Genomic DNA, 14,718 nt, shown 5'->3' on the forward strand with positions numbered 1-14,718 from the left:
TGTGTGCTCCGGCGGATAAGGAGTTATCGAAAGAACTTACCGCTCATGCTGGAAGTTATATCGAATGCCGGCGGTGATCGTAGGTTTGTAATACTCTCGCTGATTTATGAACTGGGAGCTGCCGGTGTAATAACCGAAGACCTCGTTGTTGAGATTAAGTCCGGAGACGACAGCGCTCAGGCCGCGAACGAGGCGATAGCTGCCCTGTGCATCGACCTGAAAATGGGTGAGCGTGTAGACGTCGCCGGAGGGTCCCCTGGGGCCGAGGCCGCTTGGGTCCGCTCCACTCACCAGGGTTGGAGAGACCCAGTTGTAAGAGAACAGGCTTTGGCCGTTGTAGGCGAGGCCGGTGCGCAGAGAGAAGCGTTTGGTGTCGTAGGTGCCGCTGAGGTTCCAGGTGTTGGGAGCCTGATCGATCAATGTGGGATGGTCGTTGCGGAGGGGAACGCCTTTCTCGCGCGATGCGGTGTAGCTGTAATTCGCGGAGACGCCCAGGTTGCGTAGAACTCCGGGGAGATAACTCAGGTGCTGCTGATAGCTGAGCTCGAAGCCGTAGAGGTAGGCGTTTTGGCCGTTGACATACTGCGTGATGGCATCGCCCGGATACTGCTCGATGACCGCCTGCAGTGCGGTTGGGAAGTACCCGACAGGGAAGTTGGATAGGTCGAGGTTGCCGGGAAGCGTAGAAAGTAACTGCGGAGCATTCAGTTGCTTGAAGAAGAAGCCTGCCTGGATCATGCCGAGCGGGCGTAGATAGTTCTCATAGAGTAAGTCGTAGTTATTCGCATGCTCGGGACGCAGGGAGGGATTGCCAATGCTGACTGCGACAGGGCTGGCAGTGCTGTCCTCTGTGACATAGGGAACTAGTTGGTAGGCGTCAGGACGTGCGACACCCCGAGCGTAGACTGCGCGTAGTGCGGAGTCGGGTGTGAGGCGATAGCGTAGCTGCACGCTTGGCAGAACATCGAGGTAGGAGGGATTATTGGCAACGCCGGTAGGTATCCCACCTGTTGGCGTAAGCAGGACTTTGTAGCCGAAGGTGTCCATCTGAGTTCCTTCAAAACGCAGTCCGGTCTGGACGTGCAGATTGCCGAAGTCGATGGTGTTCATGACGTAGCCTGCGGTGATGCGTTCGACGGTATGGAAGATGTTGGGATAGGTAGCGGCAGCGGTCTTGGCTGCGTCGACGAAGCCTTTGAAGTTAGTGAGGGTGTAAGCCATGGCTTTGTTGAAGTCTGAGACGGGGCCATACTTACCGCCGAAGTAGCTGCCGTTGTAGTAGTCGGTATTGCTGAAGTCGCCTTGGAGCTGGGCCATGGTAACGGCGGAGTTGGCCTTGGTCGACCAGCCATCGTAGACGGTCTCAGTAGCGTCCTGGGTCTTGTGAGCATTGGTGAACTTGAAGCCGGTTTCGAACGAGCCGAAGTGGGAGCCTAAGGTGTAGTTATGCGCGTAAGAGGTGGCTGCGGTCAGGTTGAGCTGTGTACTGGAACCGGTCGATGTGGTGATGTCTTTGAAGGCCCACAGGTTCGCATTCTGCAAGGGAGAGTTATTGGCGTCGCATGTGTTGAAGGTAGGACGGTTGGGATTCTGTTGCGCGGAGGGGGAGTAGTTACAAAAGACGGAGGGACCAATCCAGGAGAAGTCGGCCTTCGGGTTGCCGGCCGAGTCAACCTCATAAGACCGTGCTGCCGATAGCTCCCAGGTCAGGAGGGAGTTGGCGCGAGCATCTCTTCCTCCGAGAATCAAGGCGCCAACGGAGGCGTTGGGACGCTTGCTCGATGTGTAGAACTTCGGTGCTGGAGAAGCGGCGGTGACGCTGGGGAGTGCGCCGGTTGCGCTGAGGGGGGTTGAGACGGGCTCATAGTACCACTTGTCGCCCCAGTCCTTGAAGTCGGAGTAGATGCCGTGCGCATACACGCTGGCGTTGTCGCTGAGCCGGTAGTCGGCGCTGCCCGCAAATCCGTAGCGATAACGGTAGTATCGATATTCGCGGATGGTGTCATTGTCATAGAACGGTTGCGCAAAGGTGGAGAGTGGATCGAGCGATGGCTGAATGTTATCGATGCCGCGCCCGTTGTAATCAAAGGCTGCGTTGCCGAGAATGCCGAAACGCTTGGTGGCTCCGAAGCGCTTACCAGCAGTGCCGCCTACGCCATAGGAGGAGCGGCCATTCTCGATGTTGGTGAAGCCTCCGTTCCCGTAGAGGTTGAGAGTGGGCAGGTCGCCGGCCTCTTTGGTGCGCAGATTGACGGAACCTCCGATGCCGTTGGCATCCTGATTGGCAGAGAGGGTCTTATTGAGCTCGACAGCCTCGATCAGGTCGGATGGAAGAACGTCGAGGCGCACCTGGCGGACGGTGGGTTCAGGCGAGGGAATGGTGATGCCGTCGACGGTGACGTTGGTGAGGCGAGGCTCCGTGCCGCGGACCTGGATGTAGACGCCTTCGCCTTCGATGCGGTAGAGGCTGACCGAAGGAAGGCGACCGATAGCGTCGGCGACATTGGCGTTGGGCAGACTAGTGATGACCTCTGAGGGAAGGACCTGCACGATATTGTCCGCGGTCCGTGTCTGATTGATGGCCTCGGCTTCACCATGGGGACGATCGGCGGTGACAAGAATTTCTTCGCTCCGCGAGGCGACGGTCAACTTCAGATCGAGGTTCAACGATTGTCCGGGCTTGAGCTCGAGGTGCGTCTTCTGGGGTTCGAACCCGACATAGGAGACGGTGATGGTATAGCTTCCTGCAGGGACGGCGGGGAGCGTGAAGGAGCCTTGTTGCGAGGTGACGCCGAGGATGTTCAGCGGTGTGAGCTGGAGCTGCGCACCGGCCAGCGCGGCTCCGGCATGATCGACGACGGAGCCCGAGATGGTTCCTCTGCCGGATTGCGCCAGTGAATGCGAGGACAGCAGGGAGAGACAGAGCAGCAGACAGAGGGCGAGACGACGCCGGCAATCACCGATAGTAAAGACAAGGCTCGCAAAAACAAGGTTCATAGACATGCAGATTTTCTCCAGACCTGATCGCTGCGCAATGGCAGATATGTGTGAACAGGGCTGAGTATGGCAGGCCACTCTAAGCTCAATCTAAGGATTGGAGCAGTTTTCGCGTGATTCACGGAATATTCACGAGGTGTGGCTAGTCTCGCAATTATGCGCATCCTGATCGCTGAAGATAAGCGGAGCCTTGCCGGCCACATGGGCCGCGCTCTGGAAGGAGAAGGGCATACGATCGCACTGGCTTATGACGGCGACGAGGCTTTGCGGCTGGGTAAGACGAATAACTTCGACCTGATGATTTTGGATGTGATGCTTCCGCGCAGAGATGGTTTCGCCGTCATCAAGAAGCTGCGCGAAGATGGGCTGGGCACACAGACGATTATCGCCTCCGCGCGGGATTCGATGGAGGACATTGTCTGTGGACTGGATGCGGGAGCGGATGACTATCTGACGAAGCCTTTTGCGCTGGATGTACTGCTTGCCAAGGTGCGGGCAGCTTCGCGTCGCGTGCCTGAGCCAACAGTCGAATCAATACAATTCGAGGACCTCATCTTCAAGCCGCATCGTTATGAGTTACAACGAGGCGAGCGTGTGGAGTTACTGACAAGGACCGAATGCGCGTTGATGGAGATACTGATACGACGCGCGCGGACTGTGGTTCCGCATGGGGCGCTGATCGAAGAGGGATGGAGCTCGGATGCCGATGTGAGCTTCGACAGCCTGTATGTACTGATCCGCGCGCTGCGAGCGAAGATTACGCAGCCTGGGGAGTTAGAGCTGCTGCACACGGTTCGCGGGGTGGGTTATTCGCTGCGGTGCGAAGCGCGATGAAGCGGCAGGCGTCGATATCGTTACGACTGACGACGTGGTTCGGCAGCGTATTTCTGATTGGATGGATACTTTTTGGCGCGGCCATGTGGCTGAACCTGAAACAAACCTTGACGCAAGAGCGCAAGCTGACCTTGACGCACCGCATCGACCGCTTGCAGTATCTGTTGCGCAAAGATCAACAGGCGAATGACGCGGCGCGAAACCAGGACTTTGAAGACTTTGCGCGCGCAACGGGCAAGGGGCTTTCGGAGATCTTTGCCGCGGATGGTCTTCGCGCGTATGGCGCTCCATCGCAAGCGGCACAAGATTTTCCATGGCCGACGGTCAGAGGAGACTCGAGCGAGCGATTTGTGCTGGTGAATGCAGGCGATCAACCGTATCTGGTGTTGATGCGACCGTTCTCGCTTGGAGGCAAAGATCTGTTTCTGCTGGCTGCTGCGCCCGAGGCAGGAAGCCTGCTGATTCTTGAAAGATTCTGGAGAGGTTTGCTGGCTGCGGCGCCGATTCTGTTGTTGATATCCTCGGCCAGCGGCTATTGGGTAAGCCGCAAAGCGCTGCAGCCAGTAGATAAAATTACAGCGACCGCGCGTTCGATCAGCATCCGTAATCTATCGGAACGTTTGCCGGTTGCCGAGACCGGCGATGAGCTGCAGCGGCTGGCGGAGACGTGCAATGCAATGCTTGCTCGTCTTGATACGGCAGTGGGACAGATTCGACAGTTTACTGCCGATGCTTCTCATGAGCTGCGAGGGCCGTTGTCGTTTACACGAACCGTAGCCGAGGTGGCGCTGAGAAATCCTCATATCGATTCAGGCAGCCGGCGCGCCTTCGAGGACATCGTGGATGAGGCGGCGAAGGCGGCGGTACTGCTGGAAGAGATGCTCACGCTTGCTCGTGTCGATGCGGGATCGTTCCACATTATTCTGGAGCCGATGGATTTGACCAGAGTGGTGGAAGAGGCTTGTGGTTTGGCCCGCCCTCTGGCAGATGAGCGAAACCTTCTCTTATCGATCGCACGGGATTCCGCGCAATCGGTGGGTGTTCTGGGAGATTTCACCAGTTTACGCAGGCTGCTCTGGATTCTGCTGGATAACGCGCTGAAGTACACGGAGGCGCCGGGCCGTATCGAAGTCGCGTTGAACGCAGTCGCAGGACAGGCCGTTCTATCGATTCACAATAGCGGCATGGGGATTGCGGCGACCGACCTGCCGCGCATCTTCGATCGCTTCTATCGCGTGGATCCTTCGCGAAGCCAGGTGGAGGGCAACGGATTGGGGTTGGCGATTGCGAAATGGATCTCCGAGATGCACTTCGCGGAGCTCTCCGTGGTGAGCGCAGAACAGAGCGGCACGACCTTTCAGTTGATGCTTCCGCTGCATGTTCTTTAGAGAGAGTCTGATCAAGTCTCCGAACATTCCCTCAGTGGCTGAAGCCACATTGATTGGGTTATGTTTATGGCCGCTTCGTTCACATGCACCTCCTTCAATTGCGGAGACAGCATGGGGCGGATCGAAAACTCGGTCAAATTTCGGTTTATCTTTGCGGATTCATGCTATTTCAATCAGCCCTCCGACCCGCCAGCGACAACGAAGGTCGGCGCACCTTTGTGATCCATCTGCCAGGGACGAGTGACTCAAGCCGCAGGAACCAACCGCTTGGAGGGTGGACTGGCAGGCTGAGGTCGCCGACCGTTTCCACCTGTCGGCAACCCGTCCACCCATTGCATGACTGCTTCAAGGCGATACCGCACAAGCGGACCCACCTTCTTGTACTCTGGGCCTTCTCCGCGGAGCCGCCACCGCCTCAAGCAGGCCAAGCAGCATCTGGCGGTCAACGTGCCCGGCGATCTCCATGATGGTCTCGTCGCCGGCGCCGCTTTCGGCAAGCTCTGTGATGAGGGAATGCCGGTTGTCGTGCCAGCGGCCCTTCACCTTCGCATTCTTGCGCGTCGTCTTCCATGCCGTCTTGAAAGAGGTAATGTGCCGCTTCGGATCGGAGGGCATGGGCCTGCCCCAGGGGAAGACGTACCACTCATCCTCGATTTCGCCGAACCGCTTTGTAAACCATGCGCGATGCTCGACGAGTGCGTGGTAGACCTCGGCGTTCAGAGGTACGACCCGTCCCGCACCAGCTTCGCTCTTTGCCCTGCCTACCTTGACCGTCCGGGCGTCGAACTTTATCTGTTCCCAGGTAAGGGTCTTAATCTCGGTGTCCCGAAGACCTCCATTACGAGCCAGCATGAAAGCCGGATACAGATGGGGACTACGTGACTTCCTGGCTCTATCTGCGAGGCCCTCTGTCTCCGCGTTGTCGAAAGCTTTGCCGATCCGTTTGTGGACGGCCAATTTGAGCTGCTTGGTCTTCTTGAGTTGCGCGCGAATCAGTTCGCCCGGGTCGCCGAGCATCTTGAGCAGAAACCGGACCTCTTCGTTGATCGACTTCGGCGCGGCTTTCTCGCGCAGCCGGTCTTCCTGATAGTGAAGCACCGAGGAATCAGTGATGTCGCCGACGACCTTCGTTCCGAGGAGACGAGCCACATGCCCAAGGGCATACTCGGCGAAAGTAGCCGAACGGTATCGAAGCCGGTATCCGACCAGATATTCGTCGATGATCTCCTGGAGAACCCGCACACGGTTTTCCCGAAGTTCCTTAAAGTTGTTGTAGCCCGCTTCGAGTGCCCGCCGGTGTTGCTTTTCAGCCTCTTTCGCGATGGTTTTGGATGGGGTCTTGGTGGATTCGTCGATCTGCTTTCCCGCAAAGCGAAACCGATACCGAAGATATTTTCCCCGCAGATAAATGGCCATGCTGCTCCTGCCTCTCGGTAAGGCGGGCCGGTAGTCCGGCGCGCGACTGGAGATTCAGGTGAAGTCCATATTCGGTCAAATTCAGAAGTGTCCCGGACCAGGGCGGCGGGAGTGAGGCTGGGATCGGAGGCGATACATCAGGATGGTGACAACTAAGCTGGATTGCTATGGGGTAGCATCCGTTTTGAAATAGCCTGACGGTGAAAGTGGCCACCGTTGGCATATTCCCACAGCTTTTTGCTGTGTTTTATTAAGCTAAGTTGTTGATTGATTGGCTCCTGAGGTAGGACTCGAACCTACAACCCTTCGGTTAACAGGGGCATTTTGGGGTTTGCAACGCCTTGCAATGCTTTGCACGTCTGTTGATTATAAAAGACTTGTAGGAATGTCGACCGCAGATCGTTGCAGTGAATCGCATAGATTCTCAATTTGAACAGCCATCAAAACAGCCACCACTACCCACCTTCGGTGTCATTATTAAGGAGCAGGTTGTTGAAGGAGAGGGCCCCGTGGCAAACGCATTGAGCAAGAAACCGAAGCCGATTAAGGGAGTATACGAGCATCCCCTCGATAGCGGAATTTGGTGGATCAACTACTACGTGGAAGGTCGAAGACACCGCGAAAAAGTTGGCCGCCGCTCCGATGCGGTCACGCTGTATCAGAAGCGGAAAACCGACGCCCGCATGGGAGTCAAGTTGCCCGAGATACGGCCACGACGGGCCGTCCTCTTTGAGGAAATTGCGGAAGACGCTCTCGTCTACTCCAAAGAGCATAAGGCGTCGTACCCTGGCGACCGCTCCACCATCGGAAAGTTGCTTCCCGTCTTCGGCAAGACACCCGTGACGGAAATTACCCCACAGTCGATCAAAGCCTATCTTGATACGCGGGACGACCTAACCAAGACAACAATCAACCGGTATCGCGGTACGCTGTCGATGATCTTTCAAGAGGCGATCCGCAATGGGAAGGTGGAGCAAAATCCTGCTCGCCTCGTTCGCCTGCACCGCGAAGACAACGGTCGAGTGCGCTTCGTCACGTACGAAGAAGAGGCTTTAATTCGGCGGATCGTTCGCGAGCGATGCCCTATTCACGAGTCTGAACTCACACTGGCTCTTGAAACCGGAATGCGTCGGGGCGAGCAGTATTCTTTGGAGTGGGACCGGGTGGACTTGGAGCGTCGTCAGTTGCTCCTACTGAGGACGAAGAACGGGACAGCTCGGGTTGTAATCCTGACGGCCTCTGCGGTGAAAGCTCTTGAAGAGCTGCGGACCAGGCGCAATCCTGACTCGAAACAGGTTTGCCTTACCCGATACGGTGAGCCGATGATTTCTCCGCGAGCGTGGTTTGAACTTGTGATGGAAGAAGCCATCAAAAAGAATCCAGCCCTGCACGACGTGACCTGGCACATTTTCCGGCACACATACATTTCTCGGCTTGTAATGGCCGGAGTTGATCTGCGGACGGTACAAGAGTTGGCCGGCCATAAAGACATCAAGATGACGACCCGTTACGCTCACCTCGCTCCGTCACACAAACTCGCGGCTGTTGATCGACTCGCCGAGCACAGGAGACTGCAAGAATTCGGCGAAACTAACCAAGCAGCAATCCAGTGAAACCGCCATCGGTCACTTTGCTGGCCCCAGTCACTTCCGCCACCCAATCACTGATACCGTGACCCTGTGCCATGTCGCGTATGGCGCAAACTCATCGTCAACGCCAAAGCACCCCATAATTTCTTACTGTATGACTGAGCTTTTGGTCCCGCAAGAGCGAAAGGACATTGACGTTGCCTGCGTTCATACGGAGTACCACCAGGCTGCCCGTTCAGGACTCAATGAGTGCTTCGGCTTGTTATCGTCAAGCGAGGACCATGCGAATTCACACTCGGAGGCATCCGCCCAACTTCGTGGTACCAGCGTGGCTTTGATCGATGTCTGCCCTCAGGCGACTCGCAATGCGAGAAAGCCCACTGGTTCGCTGACCGACGCGTAAGAATACTCTTGTAGGGAGGAATTTGAGACCGATGAAACCGGAGGGCAATGGCATCACTACCGTAGCATCACCAACGGTCCAACACCCGTCCGATTTGGCGGCGCTTGTTCATTCTTACCTGCTTACTGGGTTCCCCCGCATGCACCAAGAGAAGGATGGCTTGCCTGACCTGCCAGTCATTACCCAATTTTTTGAAGTGCTTTTTCATTTGAGCCTCCAAGCGGAGGAGGGACACCAAATCATCTGCTCCGCTGCCTTCATGTCTCCGATAGAAGCCGTGAAGCCGTATCGGTCGCGAAAGCTACAGGCTAACGTCGCTAGTTCTAGGCCCATTCAGTTTCCAGAATCTCTGCCATGTGATACGCGGACCCTACGAAAATTAGCTCAGGCTGTAGACCCGTCCTACGCCGCGATTGGAATTCACGCAACAGGAACCGAGCTTCGTGTGTGGGGCATAGTAGATCAACTTCCGCTAAATTTAGAGCGGTTCACGAGGTGGGAATCGACACGATCAGCATTTGCGCCAGGTCTCTTCTATTCTCAGATAACTGGTATAGGCGAAATAACGGTCTACATGCGGGATCGAGTTGTCGCGATCCTCCGTCAGAATAAATTGATTTCGCGAGAATATGACGCGCTATGGAAAGGCCCGCTCAGCGAATCGCTAAGTCGCTACATAGGACAATTCCAAAGCGAAGTGAAGAGGGACGTTGGAGATGTTGCCTACCAAAGCGCTGGGAAATGGTTTGAATGCACAGATGAGTTGTGGAGATGTGCAGAAGATTTCGGGGACGAACTGAGAAACGAGTGGCTGGGCTCACTGTGTCGCGTGCTCCTTAAAATTCGGGACTACCGACACGGAGGCGCACTCTTGATCTGCCCTAAGAGGACCACCGCCGATCTTAGTATCAAGTACCCGATGGCGTATAGAGGCATATCCAACTCCCTAAAGGCCTACTCCGGAGCTCATATCAGGCAGCAAATTATCGAGACCGAAGCGCGGCAAGGCCGTTTGCATGAAATCGAATTCGATGGAAAGCCGATAGCCAAGTCGGGGTACTTCATCACGCCGGATGAACGCGAGAACATCTTCATGCAAGGGATCTCGCTCCTCGACCACGATGTCCTTTATCGATCGTGGCACTACCTGGCATTAAGCTCGGGTGCCCTCGGCTCCCTTGCGGGTGCTGTGGGATTAGTTGCGTCTCTCTCTAGAGTTGACGGTGCCGTGTTGCTTCAAAATGGACTCGATGTTGCCGGATTCGGTGTCGAAATCCGAACCAAGACAGACGTCAAGCAGATCTCTGTGGCACAGGACGAGTACGCAACGAAACTCGTGGCCGCCGATCCCCGTGCATATGGCACCCGCCACCGCTCGATGATGCGCTACTGCCAAGCGCACCCTTCAGCCGTCGGCATCGTGGTGTCGCAAGATGGGGACATTCGTGCGATGACAACAGTGAAATCCGAACTTGTAATGTGGGAACAACTCCAACTCAGAGCCGGGACGCTCGATGAGGATCTGTTTCCGCCCAAAGTCCGAAAGAGCCATTCTGAAGTGCAGACTTAATTCGCACTACCTTCGGGACGCCGAGTTGGAGTAGTCCGAAACCGCCATTGCACCTGGAGAGCCTTGGCCTCGCGCATTATCTCCAATACACTTCCCAACCCTTCCAGGGCTTGAGGAGTGCCTTGGCCTGAAGTCGCCAACCGAAGCTTTGCGAGTCTAGATGTTCGGGAGCGAGCGGCTGCGGATATCAGAAACTGGCCTTTCTACAGTCACCCCGTTGAAGGTATTTGAGCGCCCTACAATACGGTCGCCGCCGCGCTTTGCTGGAGCATGTCTCGGGTCTTGCTTTGTAACAGACGTGCTGAGCAGGCCCGCGTCCCGAGCAGTTATGGACCGAAGACAAATCAGTCTGCTGTAACCGAGTTGCCCAAAGAAACGGAGCAACCAGGGCGTTGGATATGTCTGACGTTCAACTATGAAGCTGTCGCAAAATCACGGGATCCTTGATGGTGCCATCTTCCGCGAGTAGGAAAGCCTTACTCAAAATGATCGACAGCGTCGAGTCGCCTTCAAAGGGCAAATACACCTGAGGCGTCCCAGCCCGAGCCTTCGCATCAGGAACGATGCATAGGTATTGATCATTCGGCTCCATGAGGATGTTACCGGAGCCGAGGTGGATCTTGTACCTGCGATGTGTTCCCTCTACGACTAGAAACCGATCGCTGATGACGCACTTGCTCGCAATCTTCAACCGAGGAATCAGACGCTCAAGGATCTCTCGCCTGGCGACGGCTGTCGTGGAGAGATCTCCGAAGGAGTAGTTCTGCCAGTAAGTGCCATATCGGTTCTCGCCGCCGCCATCCTGCCATGCCGGATCATTCCCAATCGATGCGACTCCTACGAAGAGATCAACATCTCGCATGATTTCCGAAAAGACCAGCGCGGGTACGTCCGCCATCCGCAACGCCTCATTGATTCCGCCCTCCCCAGCGCCGAAAGCGCGCGTTCGATAGCCGCCTCCGCCAGCATGGGCCGAGTTCTGCGTGGCTCCAATGAGATAGAAGCGAACTTGGTCTGAGGCCAGGCGAAGGTAGCTTCCGGCTTCATTCGTATCCTGTCCAAAGCTGTCTCCGATGCCTTCGATCCAAAACTCCGCACGTAAGCCCCACGAAACTAGTTCCCGAGCAGCGGGAGAATACTCGTCGTCGACCATTAGGCGTAACTTATTCTTCCAGTGACGCGCTCCGCATAACGCATTGAATTGATGTTGCCTGAGTATGTGAGCGGCGAAGCGATTGGAGTATCGTTCAGTGCGTACTTCGGCATCGGTGACGAGGTACACCTCACGGTGAGCTTGTTTGAAGGGTTGGACTATAGCCAGGGCTTCGATTTGCCGACGCCAGGCGACCACCTGATCGGCGGTGTGGCCAACAGGGTGCCAAAGAGAAATCATCGAGTTCGCGTCGATGGAAACTTTATTGCCCGCAACATCCTGCGCTTCACCATTAACAAACGTCGCGGCGTTGCCGTTGACCTTCCAGATAAGCCGGCGCGCAATTGTTCCGACCAGCGGATGATCCAGATAGCGCTCACGCCACACCTGAACCAGCCAAGTACGCTGCTCAATTAGGAGGTTGTCGATGCGTTCCTTCTGTGCCGAGATGGTCATCGCGAGATCCTTGAGATCTCCCTGGAGTTCTTTCAAGTCTTCGGCATGGTCGCGCTTTACGGCGGCGGGCACAGCCTTCAGCATTTTGCCTTTGCCATCGAACCACGTGGTAACAACGTCGCTGCTATTTACCTCGACACGAACTCGATAGTCGCCGAAGGTCTCTTCGCGCAATCCAACACTCTGAAGTCCGCAGTCCGGCACGCTGATCTCTTCGACCTCGTTGCGCGGCAAATTGAGAGCTCGGGCGGCAGCATCGAAGGCTTTCTCAATCTCTTTCTGCGCTGTGCCAAAACGCACACGCACCTTGAGCATCGCGAGCTGTGACATCGCCTGAGGGCCAAGCATTTCCGAAAGCGTATAGATAGCCGCGTTACCCACCTTAACGGCTCTAGGTCCCACGCCAGGTGCTTTTCTGAACGCCGAGAGCGCGATGGACGCGACTAATCGTGCATCGCCATCGCGACGCGTAAGCATTGGAAGCAGCCAAAGGAAACCCCGCAATGCTGTCGCGTTTTCGTCGTGGATGCTGTCGCCCACGCCTCGCGGGTCACGCACGAGCTTGACCGACCGCCCTTTGGTCACCTGCGGCAGCCAGCGCTCAAGTTTCTCACGAAATTCAGGTTCACCAAGCACACTCACTAGCGCAAGCCCGCTCTTCTGCCACTTGGCCGAAGGCCTTGCCGATGTTGCGGTCAGCGCATGGTGCACAACCGCGATCCAATTCTCCCTTTGGTTTGCCGGCAATGCAGCCAGATCCGCATTGAGTCGGTCGCTCCAACTCTCGCCGGGCACGAGGAAGTAACTTGCACCGTCGGCGATCCAGCGCGTCAGCCGCTTCACGTCCTCCGGCATGGCACCCATGCACGGCCCCAGCACACGTGCAGACCGCCACAAAGACAGGACGTAGCGCTCCCCCTCCCTCAGATCCTCACCATCTGATGTTAGCTTGTCCACCAAACTGAACAGAGAAGTATCCGACGATTCCGACAGCTTGCCGCCGCGTGGCGACGCATAAGATGGCCTCATTGCAAGATAAAGAATGACGTCGAACAGCATCGATCGGTCCAGTACAACCGGATCTCTTCCAAGCCCGCGCACAATGCCATCCAAGCCGCTGTGCGCTTTCCAGTACGTTGGTTCGCTATAGTCAATCGCCGGTCCTAGCAGCGAAGCCATGTGGCGTTCCACCGCCGCGACCAGAAGTCGTCCCCGTGCAACGTCATCGCGTCCCAGTATTTCCTTGCCAACTTTGAACGTTTCTAAATCCGTGTTCCACTTCGCCGCCTGGATCTTCTCTTCCAGAAGGCTGGCCAGCTTCGCGTGCTCGTCTGCCAGAGGCGATTCACGCGACATCGCATAGCGATCCGGTCCGGTGGTGGTGACTGTGTCGATGGTGATGTCCGCCGACAGCATCCCCAACAGATGCTTCAGTGGAGACAAAACGTGCGGATCGCCAGCTGTTACGGGCGTAGGAGCCGGCTTCAGCGGCAGAGGCGCCCCACTCGCGGGCTCCTCTTGAGACGGTGAGGACAGCTGTTCGAGGCGTGTAGCAGTGCGCTTTGCATCGTTGTCGCCCGACTGTCGCAGCATAACGGCGAACTTGCGAATTGCCGTTGCCAACTCCTCATCCAACTCGTGCTGCGCAAGATAACGCTCGACCGTCTTTGACGAGTAGCCAATCGGTAGGCTGTAGGAGTAACCGGTGCGCACTAGTAGCGCGAGCAGTTTCAGCACATCGTCGCGTTTCATCGGCAGATTGCGCCTCAGTAACGCCCCCATAACTTCCTGGATACGCAGACGACTCCCCTGCGCGACAACCCATGCGGGTTCGCCTCCCAAATTCCAATTTCCTTGTTTAGGAGCGGCCTGGTCGCGAATCCGGAGCGCTTCAGCGTTCCAATGCTCTGCCTGCTCGATTGCCGCGAGTATTATCAGCCGACAAACTTCTGGCGAACTTGCCAGGATCGTCTGTCCGGTCGGAGTCTCTTTTAGTTCGACGCTTTGGTAATAGCGCTGGCCAGGACGAAGCGCCATGGATTCGCGCAACCACTCCGACAAGAGCCGATGTTCGGCGGCTAGAGGATGCGTATCAGCAATAAACAGGGGCCGTGCGTCGATCAACATCTCAGCCGCCAACCAGCGGCGTCAGCTTTACAAAGCTCACCGTCGTCGTTGGTCCCACCACGAACTCTTCATCGAGTTCTTCGGCCTGGCGATTATCGATGAGCACGAAGAAGGCGTTACCCGTAAAGCCTTCGAGCGCCAGCGCAAACTGTGCTTCCCAGTCGAGCGGCCGGTGCGCGCGAAGCTTGCTTCCGTTTAACGTGCGTTCGGCGTCTGTGGGCTGAACGAGCCCTTGGAAGATGAGCTTGTCCTGTTGCCGATTGAACTCGCGCACTTCGTGATGGACGCGTTCCCGAAGCAGTTCGCGTACCGTAATGCGCTCGCTCAGAAACTCGAGCGATATTTCGTACAGACTCTGGCCCGAAGCCGACTCGTCGCGGACACATACCTGCATGATAGAAACCTCGCAGAGATTCTAACAGCCAATCGCAGCGGGTCCGTTTCGACACGCGTCAGCTCACAATTCGTTCGGGATGATCGCAACGGGCATATTTGCGCAGTTCTGCGACGAGGATCAGGACACGTCCGCCGATTCTCCTGGTCGGCAAGCGTTTGGAGGCCACAAGGTAGTCAAGTCCACGCTGACTGATGGATAGAAGTTGCGCGGCCTCTTCACGGCTCACCAATATCTTATCCTCGGGCGCGATGGTCACCCGCTGGGGTGGCTTCCTACGGCCTGGTTCGAAGACAAGCCCATTCGATTCCTGTGTGGACGACTGCAATCTACCTCTGGTGAATTCAACAACATTCTTTCCTGCCATGGCCCGGTTCCCCTTTGATGTTCT

The 14,718-nt window shown here is 56.5% G+C and carries 9 protein-coding genes and 1 pseudogene; 5 read left to right on the top strand and 5 right to left on the bottom strand.

Translation table 11 applies throughout. The features are described 5' to 3' along the window. Positions 1–36: 36 nt before the first annotated feature. Positions 37–3,003 (bottom strand): TonB-dependent receptor, encoded by a 2,967-nt coding sequence (locus GSQ81_RS08910; protein WP_158910431.1) that lies wholly within the window; start codon positions 3,001–3,003, stop codon positions 37–39. A gap of 132 nt (positions 3,004–3,135) precedes the next feature. On the opposite strand from GSQ81_RS08910, the gene GSQ81_RS08915 reads away from it, so the two are divergent. Beyond that, positions 3,136–3,831, top strand: a complete 696-nt coding sequence (locus GSQ81_RS08915; protein WP_158910432.1) for a response regulator transcription factor — start codon at positions 3,136–3,138, stop codon at positions 3,829–3,831. Further along, the gene (locus tag GSQ81_RS08920) at positions 3,828–5,219 is read left to right on the top strand and encodes a cell wall metabolism sensor histidine kinase WalK (protein WP_158910433.1); all 1,392 of its coding nucleotides are present in this window, start codon (positions 3,828–3,830) and stop codon (positions 5,217–5,219) included. Before GSQ81_RS08915 ends, GSQ81_RS08920 begins: the two co-directional genes overlap by 4 nt. A gap of 345 nt (positions 5,220–5,564) precedes the next feature. Here GSQ81_RS08920 and GSQ81_RS08925 read toward each other — a convergent pair whose 3' ends face one another. Then, the gene (locus GSQ81_RS08925) at positions 5,565–6,635 is read right to left on the bottom strand and encodes a site-specific integrase (protein ID WP_158910434.1); all 1,071 of its coding nucleotides are present in this window, start codon (positions 6,633–6,635) and stop codon (positions 5,565–5,567) included. A gap of 509 nt (positions 6,636–7,144) precedes the next feature. On the opposite strand from GSQ81_RS08925, the gene GSQ81_RS08930 reads away from it, so the two are divergent. The 3 genes and pseudogenes from GSQ81_RS08930 (at position 7,145) to GSQ81_RS08935 (ending at position 10,197) form a co-directional block, all read left to right on the top strand. Further along, entirely contained in the window at positions 7,145–8,248 is a 1,104-nt protein-coding gene (locus GSQ81_RS08930; RefSeq protein WP_158910435.1) for a site-specific integrase, read from the top strand. A 518-nt stretch (positions 8,249–8,766) separates the two neighbouring features. Then, a pseudogene (locus GSQ81_RS20345) lies at positions 8,767–9,075 on the top strand (putative sensor domain DACNV-containing protein); the annotation flags it as partial. Positions 9,076–9,498: 423 nt separating this feature from the next. Next, complete coding sequence (locus tag GSQ81_RS08935; RefSeq protein WP_158910436.1) at positions 9,499–10,197, top strand: hypothetical protein; 699 nt, start codon at positions 9,499–9,501, stop codon at positions 10,195–10,197. A gap of 409 nt (positions 10,198–10,606) precedes the next feature. Here the strand turns inward: GSQ81_RS08935 and GSQ81_RS08940 are convergent, their stop codons facing one another. The 3 genes from GSQ81_RS08940 to GSQ81_RS08950 are packed head-to-tail and all read right to left on the bottom strand — an operon-like array spanning position 10,607 to position 14,694. Continuing rightward, complete coding sequence (locus GSQ81_RS08940) at positions 10,607–13,933, bottom strand: DUF4132 domain-containing protein (RefSeq protein WP_158910437.1); 3,327 nt, start codon at positions 13,931–13,933, stop codon at positions 10,607–10,609. 1 nt (position 13,934) lies between these two features. Next, positions 13,935–14,327 (bottom strand): hypothetical protein, encoded by a 393-nt coding sequence (locus GSQ81_RS08945; RefSeq protein ID WP_158910438.1) that lies wholly within the window; start codon positions 14,325–14,327, stop codon positions 13,935–13,937. A gap of 58 nt (positions 14,328–14,385) precedes the next feature. Next, complete coding sequence (locus GSQ81_RS08950; RefSeq protein ID WP_158910439.1) at positions 14,386–14,694, bottom strand: helix-turn-helix domain-containing protein; 309 nt, start codon at positions 14,692–14,694, stop codon at positions 14,386–14,388. Between the last annotated feature and the right edge of the window lie 24 nt (positions 14,695–14,718).

Origin of the sequence: Granulicella sp. L56 (assembly GCF_009765835.1) — a bacterium.
Taxonomy (GTDB): Bacteria; Acidobacteriota; Terriglobia; order Terriglobales; family Acidobacteriaceae; genus Edaphobacter.